This window comes from Paraburkholderia sp. HD33-4 (assembly GCF_021390635.1).
Classification (GTDB): Bacteria; Pseudomonadota; Gammaproteobacteria; order Burkholderiales; family Burkholderiaceae; genus Paraburkholderia.
Genome location: NZ_JAJEJS010000001.1, coordinates 3,890,524 through 3,914,284, shown reverse-complemented (window position 1 = coordinate 3,914,284; position 23,761 = coordinate 3,890,524). Strand labels below are relative to the sequence as shown.

Sequence of the window (23,761 nt, the reverse complement as noted above, 5' to 3'; positions counted from 1 at the left end):
CTGCGATGCTACACCACGTTGCCGAGTTGAATAATGGGAAGATACATCGCTATCACGAGGCCGCCGACCAGCGTGCCGAGCACGACGATCACGAGCGGTTCGCACAGGCTCGATAGCGTGCCGATCCTGTCGTCGACCTGGCGATCGGCAAGCGACGCGATATCGAGCAGCATGCTGTCGAGCGCACCGGATTCCTCGGCGACCGCAACGGGCTGCACGACCTCGGGAGGAAAGCAGTGGGCCGCGCGCATCGCCGCGGCGAGTCGTTCGCCGCGCCGCAGTCTGATGGCGATGCCTGCCGTCGCGCGATCGAAAAACGCATTGCCGGTTGCCTGCGTGAGCGAGTCGAACGCGTCGGCGAGCGGTGTGCCGGCGGACAGCAACGTGCCGAGCGCGCGACTCCAGCGAGCCGCACACAATGTGCGCAGCAGCGGGCCAGCCACCGGCAGGCTGAGCGACACGCGCGAGAAACGGATGCGCGCGCTTGCCGAACGACGCAGCACGAACGTAATGGCCGAGCTCGTTGCGAGCATCAGTACGAACAGCGGCACACTCCAGCGCGCGGCGCCCGCCGAGAGCGCCAGCACGAACTGCGTGGGCACGGGCAGCTTCGCGCCGAAGCCATCGAAGGTCTGCTTGAACGTCGGCACGACCCACACCAGCAACGCGGCGGTTATCGCGATCGCGAGCAGCAGGATCGCGACTGGATAGGTCAGCGCAGCGCGCACCTTCGCGCGCTGCGCTGCGGCGCGTTCGCGATCGTCGGCGAGGCGGGCGAGCACGGTGACGAGCGCGCCCGCCGCTTCACCGACCTCGACGAGCTGGCAATACAGCGCATTGAACTGCGCGGGGTGCCGTTGCAAGGCCGCCGAAAACCGCAGGCCGGAAGTGATGTCGCGCGCGACGGTGCCGACGATGCGCGGCATGCCTTGCCGCTGGCCGGTTGTCGGCGCCTGTGCGAGTAGTTCGAGCGCGGGCGCGAGCGGCAAACCGGCGCGCAGCAGACTGGACAGTTGTCGCGTGAACAGGGTGACATCGGCCGCGCTGCTCTTCGGGCGCGGCGCCGGCCCTTGCGTTGCGAGTTCCACGATAAAGAGGTTGTCGTGTTTGAGCATCGTGCGCGCGACGCTCGCGTCAGGCGCGATCAGCGTGCCGCTGCGTCGCGCGCCGTCCGCGTCGACGCCGCGCCATCTGAAGCGCAGGTCGGCTGCGACGGGCCGTGTTGGCGACAGCGCGGCGGTGCTCATGCGACCTCCGTCGCAGCGAGCGCTTCGGCGAGACTCGTGGTGCCGTCGCGCACGCGCGCTAGCGCCGCGTCACGTAACGTCGCGACCTGTTCGGTCTGCGCGAGGCGGCCCAGCTCGTGCGCGCCCGCGCTTGCGACGATCAGCTCGCGCATCGCGTCGGAGACGGGCATCACCTGATGGATGCCGACGCGCCCCCTATAGCCGATGCCGTGGCAAACCACGCAGCCGGTCGCCGCATACGGTTGCCAGCCGTCAAGCTCATGTTCGCCGAAGCCTGCGGCGTGGAGCGCCGCCGCCGAATGCGGCGCGGGTGCGCGGCACGCGACACACAGTCGTCGCACGAGGCGCTGAGCGGTCACCATGCGTAGCGCGGCGGCCAGGTTGTACGGCTCGACACCGATATCGATGAGCCGTGCGATGGCTGCGGGCGCGTCGTTCGTATGCAGTGTGGACAGCACGAGATGGCCGGTTTGGGCGGCCTTCACGGCGACGTCGGCGGTCTCGTTGTCGCGGATCTCGCCGACCATGATCACGTCCGGGTCCTGACGCAGGAACGCGCGCAGCGCGACCGCGAAAGTCAACCCGGCTTTTTCGCGCACGCTGACCTGGTTGATACCTGCGAGTTGGATTTCGGCTGGGTCTTCCACCGAGCAGAGGTTGCGCGCCTCGTCATTCAGCAGGTTCAGAAAGCAGTAAAGCGACAGCGTCTTGCCGCTGCCCGTTGGTCCGGTGACCAGCATCAGACCGTGCGGCGCGCGGATCGCGGCGTCGACGGCTTCGCGCTGCCGCGGATCGAGGCCGAGCGAGTCGAGCGAAAGATCGGCGGGCAGCGCGTCGAGCCGTCGCAGCACGAGCTTTTCGCCGAACAGTGTCGGCAGCGAATTGACGCGGTAGTCCTCGAGTCGCCCTGGCGACGTCGCGAGGCGTAGCCGGCCGTCCTGTGGCACGCGTCGCTCGGCGATGTCCATGCGCGCGAGCACCTTCACCCGCGTGACGAACGCGTCGCGCAGATGCGCGGGCGGCCGCGGGATTTCATGCAGCACGCCGTCGATACGCAGGCGCACACGCCAGCCATGTTCGGCCGCCTCGATGTGGATATCCGACGCATTGCGCCGCGTCGCTTCTTGCAACGTGTCGGTCAACAGACGCACGGCTGGGGCGTTGTCCGGATCGTTCAGACTCGTTGCGCTGGATTCGCCGTCGGCAGCGAGTGGGCGCGGCAATGCCGCGGCGGTGGCAAAGGGTGTTGGCATGAGAAACCGGTGATGAGCCGCCTGTAGAACATGACGGCTTCATCTTCCGGATGCGGGCGTCCGAATGCCATTCGGCCATTCGGCTAATGGCGCGTGTCGCGAGCGTGTGCGATGCTGGATGTGAGTCAGCGAGCGACGGCGCGGGGGTCAGCCCGACCGTGGTTTGCCGGCCTTCGTGCGCGACGGCGGCTTGAACAGCTTGACGGTGCGGATCGCCTGATCGTCGCTGCGCATCACCTCGAGCTTGATGTCGCCGATGCGCACGCAGACGTCGCCGTCGGGAATGTCTTCGAGGATTTCGAGAATCAGGCCGTTGAGCGTTTTGGGGCCGTCGGTGGGCAGCGCGAGTTGCAGCCAGCGGTTAAGCTCGCGCAACGGCATGCTACCCGCGACGATGCATTCGCCGGCGTCGTTCCAGCCTCCGCGCGAGCTGGCGCCGCGCGGAATCGACGTGGTGAATTCGCCGATCAGCTCTTCGATGATGTCTTCGGGCGTCAGAAGACCCTGCAGTTCGCCGTACTCGTCGACGACGAGCGCGATGCGGTGCCGGCTCTCCTGAAAGAATTGCAACTGCTGGAACACCGGCGTGCCGCTCGGCACGAAGTACGGCTCGGCGAGCAGTTCGCGCAAGGTATCGCGTTCGAGCTCCTGGTTGTGCAGCGCCGACAGCGTCTTGCGCACATGCAGCACACCGAGCACGCGGTCGATGTCGCCCTGGTAGACGATCAGCTTGTTGTGATAGCAGGTCTCCAGTTGATGCAGGATCTGTTCGAACGGCGCATCGAAGTCGAGCGCCTCGATACGGCGGCGCGGGATCATCACGTCATCGACGGAGATGTTTTCGAGGTCGAACAGGTTCAGCAGGATGCTGCGGTGTTTGGTCGGCATGAAGCTGCCCGACTCGAGCACGATGGTGCGCAGTTCTTCGGTGGACAGCCGCTGGTCGCGCCCGCCCTTCGTATTGATATGCAGCACGCGCAGGATGCCGGTTGCGAACAGGTTGACGAACCAGATCAGCGGTCTCGCGACGCGCATCAGCGGTGCGATCAGCAGGCTCGCGGGCAGCGCGATTTTCTCGGGAAATGTCGCGCCGACGATTTTCGGCGTGATTTCCGCGAACACAATAATGAGGAACGCGACGATACCGGTCGCGATCGACAGCACCAGGCTATTGCGGCCGAATGTATGCAGCGCGACCGATGTGGTCAGTACCGGAATGATCGTGTTGAACAGGTTGTTGCCGATCAGGATTACGCTAAGCAGTTGATCGGTTTTTGCGAGCAGGCCCTGGGTCGTCTTCGCGCCGAGCGTGTTCTTGCTGGCGAGATGTTTGAGGCGATGACGGTTGAGCGCCATCATCGCTGTCTCGGAAATGGAAAAGAAGGCGGAGCAGACAAGCAGCAGAAGGACGGCGCCTATCTGCGCCCATAAGGGAAGTTGTTCCACGCGTCGTGAAAAATGAGGGAAAGGATGGAGAGAATATAGCAGAGGGGGCTGAGCGTTCCGCCGCGGACGGCGGTTGGCGGCGCAACCACGACAGCGTGGCAATGCACGCGCTGCTACGCGAGCCGGACGAAAATGAACCGGCGACGCACAGCACGAGGGTAGCGAAAAAGCGCCGCGCAAAACAAAAAACCGCCGCGCAAAACAAAAAACCGCCGCGCAAAACAAAAAACCGCCCAGCAATGCTGCGGCGGTTTTTGAACCTTGAGCTAACAAGGAGAATCTGGTCGGGGTGAGAGGATTCGAACCTCCGGCCTCTACGTCCCGAACGTAGCGCTCTACCAGGCTAAGCTACACCCCGATTTGATACTGCTGACTCGATCCGGACTAATTCGGCGTTTCAGTCTCGTTCAAGACTGTCTTGCCGTCGAGTAAGAACATAATTCTAGCAGGCTCTCTTTGAAAATGGAATGGGGAAATGAAGAAATTGCTGCCGCGGCTGCCTGCGCCTCGTGTTTCGCGCACTCGAGCGTGTGATCGAGCGCGCCGGAGCGCGTGATCGCGTCGAAGATCGTATCGAAACGGTCGGTGCCGCCTTGCTCGATGGCTTCGCGCGCGAGCGCCGACTGCTCAGGCGCGCCGCGTTCGATCAGATAAATGAGCGGCAGCGTCGGCTTGCCTTCGCGCAGATCGTCGCCGGCGTTCTTTCCCATCGACTCGGCCGTACCCGTGTAGTCGAGCCAGTCGTCCATGATCTGGAACGCGGTGCCGATGCGGCGCCCGTATTCGGCGGCGGCGGCTTCGGTTTTCGCGTCAGCGCCGGCCAGCACCGCGCCGAGCTGAGCGGCCGCCTCGAACAACTTGGCGGTCTTGTAGCGGATCACTTGCATGTAGCGGGTTTCGTCGACGTCCGCATCGTGCATGTTCAGCAACTGCAGCACTTCGCCTTCGGAGATGATGTTGGTCGCCTCCGACAGAATTTCCATCACGCGCATCTTGCCCACGCCGACCATCATCTGGAACGAGCGCGAATAAAGGAAGTCACCGACCAGCACGCTCGCCGCGTTGCCGAACAGCGCGTTGGCGGTCTGGCGGCCGCGCCTCAGGTCGGACTCGTCGACCACGTCGTCGTGCAGCAGTGTGGCCGTGTGAATAAATTCGACGACCGCAGCCAATTCGTGCCGGTGCCCCGTCGTATCGCCCAGCGCGCCCGCCACCAGCAACAGCAGCGCGGGTCGCAGCCGCTTGCCGCCGGCGCTGATGATGTACTCGGAAATCTGATTGATCAGCATCACGTCCGACGCAAGACGTTGCCGGATGACGCGATTGACCTGCTGCATGTCTTCGGAGATCGGAGCGAGCAGGCTGGCGACGTTGGGGGAGGAGGTGGCAGTCGACGACATGATGGCTGAATTGGGTAGTGCCGCGAATTATAAGGCGATCGGGGCGCTTCCGGGTCGTCGGCTGCGGCGCGGATGCTTTCCGCATGGCGTCAGGGCCGCCTCCCAAGGCCGTCTGCGGGGCGCCGCGCGTCGCTGGTTTACCATCTGCGAGCGCCTGCGAGAGAGGTCGAAGCCTGATGGAAGACGGTTTGCTAAGCAGGTTTTGACCGAGTAGCTAACTCTATGTATAATTGAGGGTTTCCGCGCGCGGTGCGCGGGAAAAATGAATACAGAGTGAGGTTCTCAATGTACGCGGTCATAAAAACCGGTGGCAAGCAGTACAAAGTTGCCGTCGGCGAAAAACTTAAAGTAGAACAGATACCGGCAGACATTGACGCTGAAATCACGCTCGACCAGGTTCTCGCAGTGGGCGAAGGCGAATCGATTAAGTTCGGTACGCCGCTGGTCAGTGGGGCTTCCGTCAAGGCTACCGTCGTGTCGCAAGGCCGTCACGCCAAAGTGACGATCTTCAAGATGCGTCGCCGGAAGCACTACCAGAAGCATGGCGGCCACCGCCAGAACTATACCGAACTGCGCATCGACGCGATCAACGCGTAAGCGCACCGGTTAAGGAGCAAATCAAATGGCACACAAAAAGGCAGGCGGATCGTCCCGGAACGGCCGCGACTCCGAATCGAAGCGCCTCGGCGTTAAGGTTTACGGCGGCCAGGCTATCAACGCTGGTGGCATCATCGTGCGTCAGCGCGGTACGCGCATGCACGCTGGCGAGAACGTCGGTATGGGCAAGGATCACACCCTGTTCGCGCTGAAGGACGGCCACGTCCAGTTCTCGACGAAGGGCGCGGCGAAGAAGCACACCGTTTCCGTCGTCCCGGCAGCCTGAGTTTTATCGGGCACGGGCTTCAGGACCGGAAAAGGCCCCGCGAAGTTCGCGGGGCCTTTTTTTATTGCGGCGCCTCTTTCTTATGGCGCCGAAGCCGTGCGGCCAACCGCTTGTCACCGGCGACTATGCTGTTCGGTAGATTGATCAACGCGCGGCGCGCGCGGCAAAATAGCAGAATCCAATCAGTATCAACCCCTGCATCGAATCGGGCAGTACACCACGGGACGGAGTAACGCATGAAGTTCATTGACGAAGCGAGGATTGAAGTCATCGCCGGCGACGGAGGGGATGGCAGCGCGTCGATGCGCCGCGAGAAATTCGTTCCGTTCGGCGGCCCTGATGGCGGTGACGGCGGCCGGGGCGGCAGCGTGATCGCGGTCGCTGACCGCAACATCAACACGCTGATCGACTACCGCTACGCAAAAAAGCATCTGGCGCGCAACGGCGAAAACGGCCGCGGCTCGGATTGTTACGGCAAAGGCGGCGACGACATCACGCTGCGTATGCCGGTCGGCACGACCATCACAGATATGGAAACCGGCGAGCTGATCGCCGATCTGACCGAGCACAATCAGAGCGTGCAAATCGCGCAAGGCGGTGCCGGCGGTCTCGGCAACCTGCATTTCAAGTCCAGCACGAACCGCGCGCCGCGTCAGAAGACCGACGGCAAGCCGGGCGAGCGTCGCATGGTGCGCCTTGAACTCAAGGTGCTGGCCGACGTCGGTCTGCTCGGCATGCCGAATGCGGGCAAGTCGACGTTTATCTCGTCGGTATCGAACGCGAAGCCGAAAATCGCCGATTATCCTTTCACCACGCTCGCGCCGAATCTCGGCGTCGTGCGCGTCGGTCCGAGCCGCAGCTTCGTGATCGCCGACATTCCGGGGCTGATCGAAGGCGCGGCGGAAGGCGCCGGCCTCGGCCATCAGTTCCTGCGCCACTTGCAGCGCACCGGGCTGCTGCTGCACATCGTCGACATCGCGCCGTTCGACGAATCGGTCGATCCGGTCGTGGAAGCGAAGGCCATCGTCAACGAACTGCGCAAATACGACGAGGAGCTTTTTCAGAAGCCGCGTTGGCTTGTGCTGAACAAGCTCGACATGGTGCCAGAGGACGATCGCGAAGCGCGAGTGGCTTCTTTCCTGGAAGGGTTCGGCTGGGATGGTCCGGTGTTCGAGATCTCGGCGCTGACCGGCCAGGGCTGTGAAAATCTTTGCTACGCGGTGTTCGACTATCTCGCCGAGCACTCGGACGCGCAGCGCGCGGCCGAAGCCGAAGACCTCGCCTCCGACGTGCGTTTTCGCGAGGGTACACAAAAATCGGCCGCGACCGGCGAAGCCAGCAGCGATCCGCAGGAATAACAACCCGAGCACCGGCGCCAGCGGTGGGTGCCGGCATGCATCACGCGTCATCTTGGGAGACAGCGCACAATGCGTTCCGTCATCGCAGATTCACGGCGATTGGTCGTCAAAGTCGGTTCGAGCCTCGTTACGAACGACGGGCGCGGCCTCGATCATGCGGCAATCGGCCGCTGGGCCGCGCAGATTGCCGCACTGCGCGCGCAGGGCAAGGAAGTGGTGCTGGTCAGCTCCGGCGCGATCGCCGAGGGCATGCAGCGCCTGGGTTGGACGAAGCGGCCGCGAGAAATCGATGAGCTGCAGGCGGCTGCGGCGGTCGGTCAGATGGGCCTCGCGCAAGTGTATGAAAGCCGCTTCGCCGAACATTCCATCCAGACTGCGCAGATCCTGCTTACTCACGCCGATCTCGCCGACCGCGAGCGCTATCTGAATGCGCGCTCCACGCTGCTCACGCTGCTGCGGCTCGGCGTCGTGCCGATCATCAACGAGAACGACACGGTCGTCACCGACGAAATCAAGTTCGGCGACAACGACACGCTCGGCGCGCTGGTCGCTAATCTGATCGAGGGCGACGCGCTGATCATCCTGACGGACCAGCAAGGCCTCTTCACCGCAGATCCGCGCAAAGACCCGAACGCGACTCTCGTCCAGCAGGCCGACGCCGGTGCCCCCGAGCTCGAGGCGATGGCGGGCGGCGCGGGCTCGAGCCTCGGCCGCGGCGGGATGCTGACCAAGATTCTCGCCGCCAAGCGCGCGGCGCATAGCGGCGCCAATACGGTGATCGCGAGTGGGCGCGAGGCAGACGTGCTGCTGCGACTGGCGGCCGGCGAGGCGATCGGCACGCAGCTGATCGCGCGCACCGCGCGCATGGCGGCACGCAAGCAATGGATGGCCGATCACCTGCAGGTGCGCGGCCACGTCGTGATCGACGACGGCGCGGTCGAAAAACTGACCGCCGGCGGCAAGAGCCTGCTGCCGATCGGCATCGTCGGCGTGCAGGGTGCATTCGCGCGCGGCGAGGTGATCGCGTGTCTGAGCGCGTCGGGCCGCGAGGTCGCACGTGGTTTGACGAACTACAGCAGCGCGGAAACCAAACTGATCCAGCGGCGTCCGAGCGGCGAAATCGAGTCGGTGCTCGGCTACATGCTCGAGCCCGAGCTGATTCATCGCGACAATCTCGTGCTGCTTTGATCTTTCGGGCGGCGCGGGCTTAAAGAGCTAACGAAAAAGCCGTTCCAGCGCAGGCTGGAACGGCTTTTTATCGTCACGCATAAGCGACGGCGTCCGACTCAGGTACGCGCCGCGAGAACGGATTCAATGAATCTGCGACGTCTGAGTGCGCTTGTAACGAATGTTCTCGACGATGTGCTGCGCCGTGCCGGTCGGAATCTTGTTCGCGCACATATAGTCCTGATACAGCGCGGCCTGGTACGCGTTCAGCGCGCCGTTTTCGATGCGCGAAAACTGGTTCGCGACCGTCATGTCCCAGCCGTCGTGATCGGCGTTCAGCCCCGCGTACTGGCGCCATTCATACGTGTCGCAGCGGATGCCCTCGTAGTTGACGTTGCGCGCACCGCCCGGGCTTGTGACGACCACCGTGTAACGCACTACGCCGTCGTCGCCGACGCTGACCGACTTCGGGTCGATCGCAAATTGCAGCGGCGTATTGCCGGAGACCTCGAACGGCAGCAGGCTCGCGTCGGAGGGCAGCGGCGGCAACGTGTCGACCTTGTTTTCAACCCAGTTGCTTTTGCGATCCAACAGATAGGTGAACGCGCTGTCGTCCTTGTTGCTCGGTTTGCCGGCGCTCGAACAGCCTGCCAGCAGGGCGCCGGTGGCGACGCACGCCACGGCGAGTGCAAATGCTTTCAATATGATTCCCTCGAAATACGGGTGCGGCCCGAAAGCCGCGCCAGAGAGAGGCGGCGTGAGCCGCCGCCTGGAATGGTTAATCGCGCAAACCTCGTCGGACTGACGAAGCGATGGCCTCGTCGGCTTCGGCCGTTTCGCGCTCATGCTCCGGTGCCAGGTTCGCATCCCGTAAGCCGGGGCCGCAATCCGGCACGACCAGCACGCGCGTCGAAGTTTCGACGCTGACCGAACTCACGGTAGTGACGGTAGTGAACACCGTGCTTACCGTGGAATCCGGCGGGCTTTGCATCGACGACGCTATCCGGGGATAACGTGACCCATGATGCCCGCCAGGTTTTTCCGCACGCGGCGCAGGCCGGCGCATAAAACGGGACAACTCCGTCAGCGCCAACTGATACACATCCCGCTTGAACTCGATCACACAGTCGAGCGGCACCCAGTACTCGTTCCAACGCCACGCATCGAACTCAGGGTGGTCGGTGGCGCGCAAACAGATGTCGCAGTCGCGTCCTACCATCCGGAGCAAAAACCAGATTTGCTTCTGGCCGCGGTAATGACCGCGTACTTCGCGCTTGATGAACTTGTCAGGCACCTCATAACGCAACCAGTCGCGCGTGCGACCGATCACCTTGACGTGCTCGGGAAGCAGCCCGGTCTCTTCGTGTAACTCCCGATACATCGCTTGCACGGGGGTCTCACCATATTTGATGCCCCCTTGCGGAAACTGCCAGGAATGTTCACGGAGCCGTTTGCCCCAAAACACCTCGTTGTGCGCGTTCAAGAGGATGATGCCGACGTTCGGGCGAAAGCCTTCACGATCCAGCATACAACCACCTTCGAATCCTTTAAAATTGCTTTGATTATAAACAGATAACGGACCCTACGCACCGAATCGCATAAGAATGGACCGATTCGCCGCAACAGGCCCGTGTTTGCGGTAGCCTGTTGGTTTTCCGTGCCCTATCCCTTGTGAGACAGGCTTGTGCGGCAGTTTCGGCGCTGCGCAGGGGCAGTGCGCCGCCGGTCGGGCGAACCATGCCGGCTTCGCCGTGGATCTGTGTCGATTTTCCCCATGTTTTCACCTTTTTCTGGCGGTCCCACCGGAAGCCGCCGCTTTTGGACACCTTGAATGAAAGCCTCCCGTTTCTTTATCGGCACCCTCAAAGAAGCGCCCGCCGACGCCGAAATCATCAGCCACAAGCTCATGGTGCGCGCGGGCATGATCCGTCGCATCGCGGGCGGCATCTATAACTACCTGCCGGTCGGCCTGCGTTCGATTCGCAAGGTGGAAGCGATCGTGCGCGAGGAAATGAACCGGGCAGGCGGGATCGAACTGCTGATGCCGGCCGTGCAGCCGGCCGAGCTGTGGCAGGAATCGGGCCGCTGGGAGCAGTACGGCCCCGAGCTCCTGCGCTTCAAGGACCGCAAACAGGGCGACTTCGTGATGGGCCCGACGCACGAGGAAGTCGTGACCGACATCGCGCGCAACCAGATCAAGAGCTATCGCCAGTTGCCGGTCAACTTCTATCAGATCCAGACGAAGTTCCGCGACGAGATCCGTCCGCGTTTCGGCGTGATGCGCGGCCGCGAATTCATCATGAAAGACGCGTACTCGTTCGACAAGGACGCGGAAGGTCTGCGCGAGTCGTATCGCAAGATGTACGACGCGTACGTGCGCATCTTCACTCGGCTCGGTCTGGACTTCCGCGCGGTGGCGGCCGACAACGGCTCGATCGGCGGCAGCGGCTCGCATGAGTTCCACGTGATCGCCGAGACCGGCGAAGACGACATCGCGTATTGCCCGACCTCGGATTTCGCCGCGAACGTCGAGGCAGCCGAAGCACTGCCGCTGATCGCCCAGCGCGCGGCGCCGGCAGAAGAGATGAAGAAGACCGCGACGCCCGGCAAGGCCAAGTGCGAAGCAGTTGCCGAACTGCTGGACATCCCGCTCGCGCGCACGATCAAGTCGGTCGTGCTCGCCACCGAGAACGAGGGCGCCGACGCGACCATCTGGCTGCTGATGCTGCGCGGCGATCATGATCTGAACGAGATCAAGGCGGCCAAGCTGCCGGGCCTCGGTAATTTCCGCATGGCCACCGAAGCCGAGATCATCGAGACGTTCGGCACGCCGCCGGGCTATCTCGGTCCGATCGACACGAAGAAGCCGGTCAAGGTGATCGCGGACCGCACGGTCGCGAACATGAGCGACTTCGTGGTCGGCTCGAACGAGGTCGACTATCACACTACTGGCGTGAACTGGGGCCGCGATCTGCCGGAGCCGGTCGTCGCCGACATCCGCAACGTGAAGAAGGGCGATCCGTCGCCGGACGGCAAGGGCGTGCTCGACATCTGCCGCGGCATCGAAGTGGGCCACGTGTTCCAGCTCGGCACGAAGTACTCCGAAGCGATGAACGCGACCTGCCTCGACGAAACCGGCAAGCCGCGGCCGATGGAAATGGGCTGCTACGGCATCGGCGTCACGCGTATCCTCGGCGCCGCGATCGAACAGAATTTCGACGACAAGGGCATCATCTGGCCGGAGTCGATTGCGCCGTTCGAAGTCGTGTTGTGCCCGATGGGCTATGACCGCAGCGACGCGGTGCGTGAGCAGGCCGACAAGTTGTACGCGGAACTCGTCGCGGCCGGCATCGACGTGATCCTCGACGATCGCGGCGAGCGTCCGGGCGTCATGTTCGCCGACTGGGAGCTGATCGGCGTGCCGCATCGGCTGGTGATCGGCGAGCGCGGTCTGAAGGACGGCAAGCTCGAGTATCAGGGTCGCCGTGACGCCGAAGCGACGCTGCTGCCGGTGCCGGACGCCGCGCAGACCGTGATCGACAAAGTGCGCGCGGCGCTCGCGAACTAAGCGGAGCGGGCGGTGGAGTACACCTTCCTGTCCGCGACGGTGCTGCTGATCCTGATCACCGATCCGCTCGGCAATATCCCGATCTTCGTCAGCTGTCTGCGCGGTGTGTCGCCGGAGCGTCGCACGATCGTGATCCTGCGCGAGGTCGCGATCGCGTTTGTGATCCTGCTGGTGTTCATGGTGCTCGGGCAGAGCTTTCTGCGCATGATGAGCCTGAGTGACCAGTCGTTGCGGATCGGCGGCGGCATCGTGCTGTTCCTGATCGCGCTGCGCATGGTGTTTCCGCATCCGGACGGGCCTTTCGGCGGCGACGCGCGGGGCGGCGAGCCGCTGATCGTGCCGCTCGCGATCCCGGCGCTGGCGGGGCCGTCGGCGTTGGCCACGGTCATGCTGCTGACCTCGCAGGCGCCGGGCAAGACGTTCGAGTGGGTCGGTGCGCTGACCGTCACGATGATCATCTGCGCGATCGTGCTGATGCTAGCCGAGCGCATCCAGGCGTGGCTCGGCGAACGGGTGATGGCGGCGTTCGAGCGGCTGATGGGGCTCGTACTCGTCGCGATTTCAGTCGAGATGATGCTCGGCGGGATCCGCGCTTTCGTGCACAAGCTGTGAAGCGGGAGCCGGTGCGCGAGTTGCCACTTTCCAGGTCATAGAAAAGCAGCCATAAAAAAAGCAGCCTTGCGGGCTGCTTTTTTTTCGCCGGTACGCGGGTGGGTCGCTCACGCGCCCTCGGTCAACGCCCGAATGGTCGGCAGGTTGCGCCAGTAGCCTTTCGCATCCATCCCGCAGCCGAACACGTACCGGTCCGGCACTTCGAAGCCACAGTAATCCGGGCGAAGCGGCTTCGCCTTCGGAATGATCTTCTCGCACAGCACCGCGGACAGGAAACGCTTTGCGCCCATCGCGAGGATGCGGTCGCGGATCGCCGCCATCGTCTCGCCTTCATCGAGGATGTCGTCGAGCACGAGCACCACGCGATCCTTGACCGACTCGGCCGGCGCGACGCGCCATTGCATCTCGTTGCTGCCCTTGGTCGTATTGCGGTAGCGCGTCAGATGGATGTAGTCGAACTCGAGCGGGAAATCGAGGTGCGGCAGCAACATGCCGGTGAATACCGCGGCGCCGCCCATCACCGACAGCACGAGCGGGAAGTCCTCGCTCATCTCGTCGCGGATGGCGCCCGCCATGCGGACGATCGACGCACCGACGTCCGAGGCCGAAACGATCTCTTCGGAATGTTGAAAAATATGGAGGGCTTCTTCGCGGTTCATGACGTCTGACGGACGGTAACTGTATACATAGTGTGGGAGGCAACGTCCCGAGGGGCGTTCCTGCGAGGGACGACGCAATGCGCTACAGAATAAACCCGCACGATGCCGAAGTCAGCCGCGCCGCGCATTGGCGCTGGCGCGCGCCGTCCCCATCAAGCTTAGCGCATGCCGGGCATCATGCCCTTCATGCCGCGCATCATCTTCTGCAGGTTGCCGCCCTTGAGCTTCTTCATCATCGTGCGCATCTGTTCGTACTGGTTCAGCATGCGGTTGACTTCCTGCACCTGCACGCCCGCGCCCGCGGCGATGCGGCGCTTACGGGTCGCCTTGATCAGTTCGGGTTTGGCGCGCTCGGCCGGCGTCATCGAGTTGATGATGCCTTCCATGCGGCGCATCTGCTTCTCGGCCTGGCTCATGTCGGCGCCGGCCGCGGCCTGCTGGAACTGCGCGGGCAGCTTGTCCATCAGCGACGACAGGCCGCCCATGCCCTTCATTTGCGTGAGCTGCGCGCGGAAATCGTTGAGGTCGAAGTCACCGCCTTTCTTGACCTTGTCGGCGAGCTTCTGCGCGGCCTGCACGTCGACGCCGCGCTGCGCTTCCTCGACGAGAGCGAGAATGTCGCCCATGCCGAGAATCCGGCTCGCCATGCGGTCCGGGTGGAACACTTCGAGGCCGTCGAGTTTTTCGGCGACACCGACGAACTTGACCGGCTTGCCCGTCACGTGACGCACCGACAGCGCCGCGCCGCCGCGCGAATCACCGTCGAGCTTGGTGAGCACGACACCGGTGAGCGGCAGCGCGTCGCTGAACGCCTTCGCGGTGTTGACCGCATCCTGACCGAGCATCGCGTCGACGACGAACAGCGTTTCCGCCGGCTTCAGCTCGGCATGCAGCGCGGCGATTTCGTTCATCATCGCTTCGTCGATACCGAGGCGGCCGGCCGTGTCGACCAGCAGCACGTCGTGATAGTGGCGCTTGGCCCAGTCGACCGCGGCGCGCGCGATGTCGACCGGCTTCTGGTTCGGCTCCGACGGGAAGAAGTCCGCGCCGACCTGCTCGGTCACCGTTTTCAACTGCGCGATAGCGGCGGGACGATAGACGTCGCACGAGACGGTCAGCACCTTCTTCTTGTACTTCTCGCGCAGCAGTTTCGCGAGCTTGCCGACCGTGGTCGTCTTACCGGCGCCCTGCAGACCTGCCATCAGGATGATCGCGGGCGGCGTGACCGCGAGATTGAGCTCGGAGGCCTTGCCTTCGTAATCGCCGCCGATCACCGCGGTCAGCTCGCGCTGCACGACGCCGACGAGCGCCTGACCCGGCGACAGGCTGGCGAGCACTTCCTCGCCGAGCGCCTTCTCCTTGACCTTCGCGATGAACTCTCGCACGACGGGCAGCGCCACGTCGGCCTCGAGCAGTGCGAGGCGCACCTCGCGCAGCATTTCCTGGGTGTTCGCCTCGGTGAGCCGGGCTTCGCCGCGCAGCGTCTTGACGACGCGCGCCATCCGTTGAGTCAGATTGTCGAGCATGGGGAGCGATGAACGGTGAGGCCCGCGCAGCGCGCGAAGCGCTAGACGTCGCGGAGCAGGGCCCTAGTGTAAACTTCGAATATGGATATTGTACTGTATGCCCTCACCGCGCTTCTCTACGGCGGCCTTGCCGTGGTCGGCTGGCGCTCGCACCGGCACGCGGCCGTGCATCCGCTGCTCGAGAGCGTGCCGCCGCTGCCCGATCATGCCGTGAGCGCGGGCGCCTCGGTGGCTACCGGCATGAGCGCGCCCGGGCGCGCGCTTCTGTTCGTCGCGCTACTCGCACACGGCGTGCTGCTGCACACCACGATCTTCCCGCAGAACGCGATGGTGTTCGGCTTCGCGTTCGCGCTGTCGGCGATGTTCTGGCTCGGCGCCGGCATCTACTGGATCGAAAGTTTCTTTTTCCCGCTCGACGGACTGCGCCTGCTGGTGTTGCCGCTCGCGTGCGTCGCGTCGCTGCTGCCGCTCGCGTTCGGCGGCGTGCGCGTGCTGCCGTATGCGGCCGCGCCGATGTTCAAGCTGCACTTCCTGATCGCGAACATCGCGTACGGTCTGTTCGCGATCGCGGCGCTGCACGCGGTGCTGATGCTGGCGGTCGAACGGCGTCTGCATTCGATGCGCGGCGGTCTCGCGCAGCGACACGCGGCGGCGGGCAACGGCTGGTGGTCGAGCTGGCTCGACACGCTGCCGCCGCTGCTCACGCTCGAGAAGCTGCTGTTCCGTCTGATCGGCGCCGGCTTCGTGCTGCTGACGCTGACGCTGCTGTCGGGCATCCTGTTCAGCGAGCAGCTGATCGACCGCGCGTTGCGGCTCGATCACAAGACCGTGTTCGCGATTCTTTCGTGGGTGATGTTCGGCGCGCTGCTGACCGCGCGCAAGGTGTCCGGCTGGCGCGGCCGTGCGGCATTGCGCTGGGTGCTGGCCTCGTTCGTCGCGCTGTTGCTCGCGTACGTCGGCAGCCGTTTTGTTTTGGAGGTGCTGTTGCACCGGCCTGTAGTGTGAGCGTGTCCCCATGCGACAAATCTTTTTGCTGATTCTGCTGTTCATCGTCGGTCAATGGATCGTGAAGGCGCTGCGCCGCCACGACGCGCAATCCGCGCAACGCACCGGTGCCCATGGCGCCAACGGTGCCGGCGCCGCGCAGGGCGGCGCGCGTTCTTCGAATGGACAACAGCCGCAGCTTGCCGAGCCGATGATCCGCTGCGTCGAGTGCGGCGTGCATGCGCCGAAGAGCGACTCCGTCAGCGTCGCGGGGCAGGCGTTCTGCTGCGCCGCGCACGCGCAGCGCCACGGCGCGCGTCCGAGCGGCCGCGACGCCCGATGAGCGGCGCGTACACCGTCGATGCCGACGGTTGGATTCCCGCCGCGCGCAAGCTTGCGTCGCCGAACTTCGAAGCGCGGCCGCAAGGCGCGGTGCCGACGCTGATCGTCGTTCACAACATCAGCCTGCCGCCGAACCAGTTCGGCGGCACCGCGATTGCCGAGCTGTTCCAGAACACGCTCGACTGCGATGCTCACCCGTACTACGACACCCATCTGCGCGGCGTGCGCGTGTCCGCGCATTTCGTGATTCATCGCGACGGCGCGCTCGAGCAGTTCGTGTCGTGCAATGAGCGCGCGTGGCACGCGGGTCCGTCGAATTTTTTCGGCCGCGAGCGCTGCAATGATTTCTCGATCGGCATCGAGCTCGAAGGCAGCGACACCACCGCCTTCGAGGCGGCGCAATACCGCGCGCTCGCCACGCTCGTGAGCGCACTGAAGGCGCGCTATCCGATCGACGCGCTTGCCGGTCACTCCGACATCGCGCCCGGTCGCAAGACCGATCCCGGTCCACATTTCGAGTGGCCGCGGCTGCAAAGCGACACGTCGCTCGACGGTCGGTATTTCCCCTATCTCAAGTTTTCCGAAACGCGGTAATCCCCCTTCGCACGATCTTGCGTGATCCGCAGAGAACGAGGCGCAGCCTGCTTCTCCGGGGAGGTTCTGCGCGTTGCGCGACGCAAAAGTCAAGACTTCGAACGCAAATAAAACGGTTTGACCTGCCCCGAAACTCCACTATACTTGGTGCCGACAACTGAGTTTCGCACTATATCTTGTGTTGTGCTGTGAATAACCATGTGCATAACCGAGTGAATAAGAGTGGATAAGTCTGCGGCGCCCCGCTACCCGAGCATGGCGCCGCAAGCATTCCAGACAGCGAAAAAAAATTCCTGGGGCGCAGCCGGTGGGGGATCTCCGGCCACATCCAGAAGCATTCAGGAAAGGACCAGCCAGTGATCGCGACCGACCCGATGAAGACCGTCATCAAATCGAACCAGGCTTCCTCGCAGTTGCATCCCGCCAACCGGCGTAGCCGGCCTTCCTGCACCTCATCGCACGCGCACGCGGCGGCGCGGCGTTCGTTTTAATCCGCGGCACTCGCCGCCATTTCCAAGACCAGGAGCTTTGCACATGCAAACCACCGACAACGTGACGACCCGGTATGAGGGCTCACCGACTGGCCAGGCGTTCGGCCAGACTCAAGGCGCCCAGTCGCTCGCGCCGCAAGCGAACTACGCCGACTACAAGGTGATCCGCCGCAACGGCACCGTGGTGTCGTTCGAGCCGTCGAAAATCGCGATCGCCGTGACGAAGGCGTTCCTCGCCGTCAACGGTGGTCAGGGCGCGGCGTCGGCGCGGGTGCGCGAACTGGTCGAGCAACTCACGCAGAACGTGGTGCGCGCGCTGGTGCGCAGCCGTCCGAACGGCGGCACGTTCCATATCGAAGACATTCAGGATCAGGTCGAACTCGCGCTGATGCGCGGCGGCGAGCACAACGTCGCGCGTGCTTACGTGCTGTATCGCGAGAAGCGCAACCAGGCGCGCGCGCATGACGAGCATGCGGAGGCCGCCGGCACGCCGGGCCTGAACGTGACCGACAACGGCATCACGCGTCCGCTGGACATGGCTGCGCTGCGCGGCATCATCGAGTCCGCGTGCGCGAATCTCGGCGACGCGGTGAGCGCCGAGCCGATCGTCGCGGAAACGGTGAAGAACCTGTACGACGGCGTGCCGATGAGCCAGGTGTACGACTCGGCCATCCTCGCTGCCCGCACGATGATCGAAAAGGACCCGGCCTACAGCCAGGCCACCTCGCGCATCCTGTTGCACACGATCCGCCGCGAGATCCTCGAAGAAGAAGTCACGCAAGCCGAAATGGGCGTGCGCTACGCCGAGTACTTCCCGCAGTTCATCAAGCGCGGCATCGGTGCCGGCCTGCTCGACGACAAGCTGCAGCAGTTCGACCTGAAGCGTCTGGGCGCCGCGCTCGACGCGAACCGCGACCTGCAGTTCGGCTACCTCGGTCTGCAGACGCTGTACGACCGCTACTTCCTGCATCACGACGGCGTGCGCATTGAAATGCCGCAGGCATTCTTTATGCGTGTCGCGATGGGCCTGTCGCTGAACGAGATCGACCGCGAAGCGCGCGCGATCGAGTTCTACAACATCCTGTCGAGCTTCGACTTCATGTCGTCCACGCCGACGCTGTTCAACTCGGGCACGCATCGCTCGCAGCTGTCGTCGTGCTACCTGACCACGGTCGACGACGACCTCGACGGCATCTACGAAGCGCTGAAGGAAAACGCGCTGCTGTCGAAGTTCGCCGGCGGCCTCGGCAACGACTGGACGCGCGTGCGCGCGCTCGGCTCGCACATCAAGGGCACCAACGGCAAGTCGCAGGGCGTAGTTCCCTTCCTGAAGGTCGTCAACGACACGGCGGTCGCCGTGAACCAGGGCGGCAAGCGCAAGGGCGCGGTGTGCGCGTACCTGGAATCGTGGCACCTCGACATCGAGGAATTCCTCGAGCTGCGCAAGAACACCGGCGACGACCGTCGTCGCACGCACGACATGAACACCGCGAACTGGATTCCCGACCTGTTCATGAAGCGCGTGATGGAAGGCGGCGACTGGACGCTGTTCTCGCCGTCCACCTGCCCGGATCTGCACGACAAGTTCGGCGCCGAATTCGAAGTGGCTTACACGGCTTACGAAGACAAGGTCGCGCGCGGCGAGATCAAGCTGTTCAAGAAGCTTCCGGCGGCGCAGCTGTGGCGCAAGATGCTCGGCATGCTGTTCGAAACCGGCCATCCGTGGATCACGTTCAAGGATCCGTGCAACGTGCGCTCGCCGCAGCAGCACGTCGGCGTCGTCCACTCGTCGAACCTGTGCACGGAAATCACGCTGAACACGAGCGACGCCGAGATCGCCGTCTGTAACCTCGGCTCGGTGAACCTTGTCGCGCACCTGAAGGAACAGGCCGACGGCACGGTCGCGCTCGACCACGACAAGCTCAAGCGCACGATCAGCGTCGCGATGCGCATGCTCGACAACGTGATCGACATCAACTACTACGCGGTCGCCAAGGCGCGTAACTCGAACCTGAAGCACCGTCCGGTCGGCCTCGGCATCATGGGCTTCCAGGACTGCCTGCACATGCTGCGCACGCCGTACGCGTCGCAGGAAGCGGTCGAGTTCGCCGATCGCTCGATGGAAGCGGTTTGCTACTACGCGTACTACGCGTCGACCGAGCTCGCCGAAGAGCGCGGCCGCTACTCGAGCTACCGCGGTTCGCTGTGGGACCGTGGCATCCTCCCGCAGGATTCGGTGGCGCTGCTCGCCGAAGCGCGCGGCGGTTATGTCGAGGTGGATTCGAGCGAGTCGATGGACTGGCCCGCGCTGCGCGCGCGCATCTCGACCTACGGCATGCGCAACTCGAACTGCGTGGCGATCGCGCCGACCGCGACGATCTCGAACATCATCGGCGTGTCGGCGTGCATCGAGCCGACCTATCAGAACCTTTACGTGAAGTCGAACCTGTCGGGCGAGTTCACGGTGGTCAACGACTACCTGGTGCGCGACCTGAAGGCGCGCGGCCTGTGGGACGAAGTGATGGTCGCCGACCTGAAGTACTTCGACGGCACGCTGTCGCGCATCGACCGCATCCCGGCCGACCTGCGCGCGATCTACGCGACCGCGTTCGAAGTCGATCCGGTGTGGCTCGTCGAGTCGGCCTCGCGTCGTCAGAAGTGGATCGACCAGGCGCAGTCGCTGAACATCTATATGGCGGGCGCATCGGGCAAGAAGCTCGACGAGATCTACAAGCTCGCATGGCTGCGCGGTCTGAAGACCACCTACTACCTCCGCACGATGGCGGCGACGCACGTCGAGAAGTCGACGGTCGCGCACGGCGCGCTGAACGCGGTGAGCTCGGGTCATGAAGGCTCGGGTGGCGCAGGCGGCGCGGCAGGCGGCTTCGGCGTGGGCGGCGCGACGGGTGGTGTGGGCGGTGGCTTCCAGGCAGCGGCAGCGACTGCAGCGACTGCCGCGGTCGCAGTCGAAGCGGCACCCGAAGCCGACGGTCCGGTCTGCATGATGCGTCCGGGCGATCCTGGCTTCGACGAGTGCGAGGCTTGCCAGTAAGCACGGGCAAGAAGCGGGAGCGTTGCTTGCTAACTGCACACGAGTTGGCAGGTGAGCACCCGCAGGCGGCGAGCAGCGCGCCGCGTCAATGAAGTAGAAGTAGAAGCAGGTCGATGAGCGGTGAGCCGTATCGAAGTCTCACCGCTCGTCGAAGCAGCAAGGCAGCGCAGCAGTCGGCAACACCAGACGAAGCGCGCGACGCGGCGCCGGGCGAAGGCTTCGAGCGAAGCGACGATCGGCGGCTCGATCAGAATCGCCAGCCGTTTGCACCGCTCGACACGGCATCGCACTTCACCTTCAACGCCGGCGCAACACACTCGACGCAGCTCACCGCCGACACTTGCGATGAGCGACTCGCGCGGCAACGATCAGTCCATCGATCAGTCGGCGGATGCCGCGAACGCACTGCGCAATACAGATAGATAGAGCAACGAAACGTCGTTCGAAACGTTGCTCTTCGAGCTCGCGAAGGACCTCGGCAACACATGTTCAACACGCGTTCATCACGCGTCACTCGATGCGTCACACGCAGCATGTCGAACAAAGTGTTGTATGAACGTAGCAACGCGAATCGAAAACAGGATTTTTCGTGAGCGAACTCTTTTATCGCTCGTGAAAAGATGGTACAAACCGTTCTAAATTGATGGTGACATTTATGCTCAACTGGGATGACGAGATCACTGCCGTAACTCCCTCGAGCGCGACGCAACCGAACGTGTTGCGCAACGCTGCGGGGTCGGCTGTGGGTTCGCAAACAGGAACGCGTTCCGCTCCTCATGCTCCCTCCGCTCAAGAAGTCTTCGCGAACGACATCGCTGTCGCTCCCGTCGCTCATGCCGGCAACTCGGTTGCCAACGCGGCGGCCGCTTCCGAAGCGCGCGTCAATGTCGCCGACAAGCGCATCATCAACGGCCAGACTGACGTCAATCAGCTGGTGCCGTTCAAGTACAAGTGGGCGTGGGAAAAGTATCTGGCCGGTTGCGCGAACCACTGGATGCCGCAGGAAGTGAACATGTCGCGCGACATCGCTCTCTGGAAAGACCCGAATGGGCTGACCGAAGACGAGCGTCGCATCGTCAAGCGCAACCTGGGCTTCTTCGTGACGGCCGACTCGCTCGCCGCCAACAACATCGTGCTGGGCACCTACCGCCACATCACGGCGCCCGAATGCCGCCAGTTCCTGCTGCGCCAGGCGTTCGAAGAGGCGATCCACACGCACGCTTACCAGTACATCGTCGAGTCGCTCGGTCTTGACGAGGGCGAAATCTTCAACGCGTATCACGAGGTCACGTCGATCCGCGCGAAAGACGAATTCCTGATTCCGTACATCCACGTGCTGACCGACCCGGCCTTCAAGACCGGTACGCTCGAAGCAGACCAGACGCTGCTGCGCTCGCTGATCGTGTTCGCCTGTGTGATGGAAGGCCTGTTCTTCTACGTCGGCTTTACGCAAATCCTGGCGCTCGGCCGCCAGAACAAGATGACCGGCGCGGCTGAGCAGTACCAGTACATCCTGCGCGACGAGTCGATGCACTGCAACTTCGGCATCGACCTGATCAACCAGATCAAACTCGAAAACCCGCACCTGTGGACGGCTGAATTCCGCGCCGAAATTCGCGCGATCTTCCAGCAGGCGGTGGAGCTCGAATACCGCTACGCCGAAGATACGATGCCGCGCGGCGTGCTCGGCCTCAACGCGTCGATGTTCAAGAGCTATCTGCGCTTCATCTGCAACCGCCGTTGCCAGCAGATCGGTCTCGATCCGCTGTACCCGAACGAGGAAAACCCGTTCCCGTGGATGAGCGAGATGATCGATCTGAAGAAGGAACGCAATTTCTTCGAGACGCGAGTGATCGAATATCAGACTGGCGGCGCGCTTTCCTGGGAGTAAGCCGGGATCCGCGTCGCGGATGGTTTCATTGATGGGGATGCCGCCGCCTGTGGCCGCGGCGCCCCGGGTTAGGAGCAGAACGGCCTGATGCAAAGCGTGCCCGGTGCCTTGACGGCCCACAAACATGACAGGCACTTTGCGGACCCTTCAGTGGGATGGGCAAACTTCCCCCCGGAAAAAGCCGCTGGCGTCGTTGCCGGCGGCCCGATCAAGCAATTGCCGGCGTCGCCTTGCGACGCCGACCAGATTTGGCGCGCGGTGCCCTGGGGCACCGCGCGCCTTACCGCATTCATTAGCGTAAGCGCGCCGCACCTGCGTACGCCGATGAATAGCCCGCTTCGTAGCGCGCGCCCTGAGAAGCGTCCGCGGGAAGCGGGTTTTGACGAAGGGTGTAGTTTGAACTGACCTCATCTGAAAACCTGAAGGAGAAAATGATGGCAACTGCAAAGAAAGCCGCGGCCAAGAAGCCCGCAGCAAAGAAGACCGCAGCCAAGAAGGCTGCTCCGGCTAAGAAGGCTGCTCCGGCCAAGAAGGTCGCCGCGAAGAAGGTCGCAGTGAAGAAGGTCGCAGCGAAGAAGGTTGCAGCGAAGAAGGTCGCGGCGAAGAAGGCAGCACCGGCGAAGAAAGCCGCAGTGAAGAAGGTCGCGGCGAAGAAGGTCGCAGCCAAGAAGGTCGCGGCGAAGAAGGCAGCACCGGCGAAGAAAGCCGCGGTGAAGAAGGTCGCAGCGAAGAAGGTTGCAGCGAAGAAGGCACCGGCGAAGAAGGCCGCAGCGAAGAAGGCAGCACCGGCGAAGAAGGCCGCTGCCAAGAAGGCTGCGCCTGCGAAAAAGGCTGCTGCCAAGAAAGCTGCACCTGCCAAGAAGGCTGCCGCGAAGAAGGCCGCTGCGCCTGCGAAGAAGGCCGCCGCGCCTGCGAAGAAGGCTGCCCCTGCGAAGAAGGCTGTCGCCAAGAAGGCCGCGCCTGCTCCCGCTGCGCCTGCTGTCTCGAGCGCGGCACCGGCGGCGACGGTGAAGACCGCGCTGAACCCGGCAGCGGCATGGCCGTTCCCGACGGGCAGCCGTCCGTAAGCAGTAGTAGTAGGTCGACACATCGCACGATGTGTCGGGTGACCGGGTCGTGCTCGTGCTCTTGCGAGCGCCACCCGGTCAATGTCCCGTTACCGGTGTGCCGGTGGCGGGTTTTTTTTTGCCTGGCGTTCCAGACGAAAAAATACGCATGGACCCGTGAGGGTGCATGCGTGTGATGTCGTCGTCGCGGCGCTGAACTACGCGCCGCCGTGCGAGAGGGG

General features: G+C 63.7%; 22 protein-coding genes and 1 tRNA gene. 14 read left to right on the top strand and 9 right to left on the bottom strand.

The features are described from left to right. Positions 1-8 precede the first annotated feature (8 nt). The 3 genes from L0U84_RS17420 to L0U84_RS17410 form a co-directional block, all read right to left on the bottom strand. Positions 9-1,247, bottom strand: coding sequence for a type II secretion system F family protein (locus tag L0U84_RS17420; protein ID WP_233851398.1), 1,239 nt, complete (start codon positions 1,245-1,247; stop codon positions 9-11). Further along, on the bottom strand, positions 1,244-2,500 hold the full coding sequence (locus L0U84_RS17415) for a GspE/PulE family protein (RefSeq protein WP_233851396.1): 1,257 nt from the start codon (positions 2,498-2,500) through the stop codon (positions 1,244-1,246). The genes L0U84_RS17420 and L0U84_RS17415 overlap by 4 nt, the downstream gene beginning before the upstream one ends. Before the next feature lie 147 nt (positions 2,501-2,647). Beyond that, a complete protein-coding gene (locus tag L0U84_RS17410; RefSeq protein WP_326491179.1) occupies positions 2,648-3,946 on the bottom strand; it encodes an HlyC/CorC family transporter in 1,299 nt (432 codons plus the stop codon). A 101-nt stretch (positions 3,947-4,047) separates the two neighbouring features. On the opposite strand from L0U84_RS17410, the gene L0U84_RS17405 reads away from it, so the two are divergent. After that, positions 4,048-4,239, top strand: a complete 192-nt coding sequence (locus L0U84_RS17405) for a hypothetical protein (protein ID WP_233851392.1) — start codon at positions 4,048-4,050, stop codon at positions 4,237-4,239. Here L0U84_RS17405 and L0U84_RS17400 read toward each other — a convergent pair. Beyond that, positions 4,228-4,304: transfer RNA gene (locus L0U84_RS17400), tRNA-Pro, on the bottom strand. The genes L0U84_RS17405 and L0U84_RS17400 overlap by 12 nt on opposite strands. A 49-nt stretch (positions 4,305-4,353) precedes the next feature. Further along, positions 4,354-5,346 carry a polyprenyl synthetase family protein gene (locus L0U84_RS17395; protein WP_233851390.1) on the bottom strand — a complete coding sequence of 331 codons (993 nt, stop codon included), beginning with the start codon at positions 5,344-5,346 and terminating at the stop codon, positions 4,354-4,356. A 285-nt stretch (positions 5,347-5,631) separates the two neighbouring features. Here L0U84_RS17395 and rplU point away from each other — a divergent pair, with 285 nt between their 5' ends. The 4 genes from rplU (at position 5,632) to proB (ending at position 8,775) form a co-directional block, all read left to right on the top strand. After that, entirely contained in the window at positions 5,632-5,943 is a 312-nt protein-coding gene (rplU, locus tag L0U84_RS17390; protein ID WP_007180329.1) for a 50S ribosomal protein L21, read from the top strand. Positions 5,944-5,968: 25 nt separating this feature from the next. Then, positions 5,969-6,229 (top strand): 50S ribosomal protein L27, encoded by a 261-nt coding sequence (gene rpmA, locus L0U84_RS17385; RefSeq protein WP_008923994.1) that lies wholly within the window; start codon positions 5,969-5,971, stop codon positions 6,227-6,229. 236 nt (positions 6,230-6,465) lie between these two features. Then, positions 6,466-7,587, top strand: coding sequence for an Obg family GTPase CgtA (cgtA, locus tag L0U84_RS17380; protein ID WP_233851388.1), 1,122 nt, complete (start codon positions 6,466-6,468; stop codon positions 7,585-7,587). A gap of 69 nt (positions 7,588-7,656) precedes the next feature. Then, complete coding sequence (gene proB / locus L0U84_RS17375; protein ID WP_233851386.1) at positions 7,657-8,775, top strand: glutamate 5-kinase; 1,119 nt, start codon at positions 7,657-7,659, stop codon at positions 8,773-8,775. A gap of 123 nt (positions 8,776-8,898) precedes the next feature. Here proB and L0U84_RS17370 read toward each other — a convergent pair whose 3' ends face one another. Beyond that, positions 8,899-9,456 carry a CNP1-like family protein gene (locus L0U84_RS17370; protein ID WP_233851384.1) on the bottom strand — a complete coding sequence of 186 codons (558 nt, stop codon included), beginning with the start codon at positions 9,454-9,456 and terminating at the stop codon, positions 8,899-8,901. A 76-nt stretch (positions 9,457-9,532) separates the two neighbouring features. Then, on the bottom strand, positions 9,533-10,282 hold the full coding sequence (locus L0U84_RS17365; RefSeq protein WP_233851382.1) for an RNA pyrophosphohydrolase: 750 nt from the start codon (positions 10,280-10,282) through the stop codon (positions 9,533-9,535). A gap of 303 nt (positions 10,283-10,585) precedes the next feature. Here L0U84_RS17365 and L0U84_RS17360 point away from each other — a divergent pair, with 303 nt between their 5' ends. Further along, on the top strand, positions 10,586-12,322 hold the full coding sequence (locus tag L0U84_RS17360; RefSeq protein ID WP_233851380.1) for a proline--tRNA ligase: 1,737 nt from the start codon (positions 10,586-10,588) through the stop codon (positions 12,320-12,322). Between the two features lie 12 nt (positions 12,323-12,334). Continuing rightward, complete coding sequence (locus L0U84_RS17355; RefSeq protein WP_233851378.1) at positions 12,335-12,934, top strand: MarC family protein; 600 nt, start codon at positions 12,335-12,337, stop codon at positions 12,932-12,934. A 107-nt stretch (positions 12,935-13,041) separates the two neighbouring features. Here L0U84_RS17355 and L0U84_RS17350 read toward each other — a convergent pair whose 3' ends face one another. Together L0U84_RS17350 and ffh are read right to left on the bottom strand one after the other, a co-directional pair. Then, positions 13,042-13,593 (bottom strand): hypoxanthine-guanine phosphoribosyltransferase, encoded by a 552-nt coding sequence (locus L0U84_RS17350; protein WP_233851376.1) that lies wholly within the window; start codon positions 13,591-13,593, stop codon positions 13,042-13,044. A 158-nt stretch (positions 13,594-13,751) separates the two neighbouring features. Then, entirely contained in the window at positions 13,752-15,119 is a 1,368-nt protein-coding gene (gene ffh / locus L0U84_RS17345; RefSeq protein ID WP_233851375.1) for a signal recognition particle protein, read from the bottom strand. Positions 15,120-15,200: 81 nt separating this feature from the next. Between ffh and L0U84_RS17340 the strand changes: the two genes are divergently transcribed. From L0U84_RS17340 to L0U84_RS17310, 7 genes are all read left to right on the top strand, one after another. Further along, a complete protein-coding gene (locus L0U84_RS17340) occupies positions 15,201-16,124 on the top strand; it encodes a cytochrome C assembly family protein (protein WP_233851374.1) in 924 nt (307 codons plus the stop codon). A 10-nt stretch (positions 16,125-16,134) separates the two neighbouring features. After that, entirely contained in the window at positions 16,135-16,446 is a 312-nt protein-coding gene (locus L0U84_RS17335; RefSeq protein ID WP_233851373.1) for a PP0621 family protein, read from the top strand. Further along, the gene (gene ampD, locus L0U84_RS17330; RefSeq protein WP_233851372.1) at positions 16,443-17,039 is read left to right on the top strand and encodes a 1,6-anhydro-N-acetylmuramyl-L-alanine amidase AmpD; all 597 of its coding nucleotides are present in this window, start codon (positions 16,443-16,445) and stop codon (positions 17,037-17,039) included. Before L0U84_RS17335 ends, ampD begins: the two co-directional genes overlap by 4 nt. Before the next feature lie 534 nt (positions 17,040-17,573). Beyond that, entirely contained in the window at positions 17,574-20,582 is a 3,009-nt protein-coding gene (locus L0U84_RS17325) for a ribonucleoside-diphosphate reductase subunit alpha (protein WP_233851371.1), read from the top strand. Positions 20,583-21,237: 655 nt separating this feature from the next. Further along, positions 21,238-22,473 (top strand): ribonucleotide-diphosphate reductase subunit beta, encoded by a 1,236-nt coding sequence (locus L0U84_RS17320; RefSeq protein WP_233851370.1) that lies wholly within the window; start codon positions 21,238-21,240, stop codon positions 22,471-22,473. Positions 22,474-22,560: 87 nt separating this feature from the next. Beyond that, the gene (locus L0U84_RS17315) at positions 22,561-22,878 is read left to right on the top strand and encodes a hypothetical protein (RefSeq protein ID WP_129957780.1); all 318 of its coding nucleotides are present in this window, start codon (positions 22,561-22,563) and stop codon (positions 22,876-22,878) included. Positions 22,879-22,907: 29 nt separating this feature from the next. Next, positions 22,908-23,540: a histone H1-like repetitive region-containing protein gene (locus L0U84_RS17310; RefSeq protein WP_233851369.1), complete on the top strand. Its 633-nt coding sequence runs from the start codon at positions 22,908-22,910 to the stop codon at positions 23,538-23,540. The last annotated feature ends 221 nt before the right edge of the window (positions 23,541-23,761 follow it).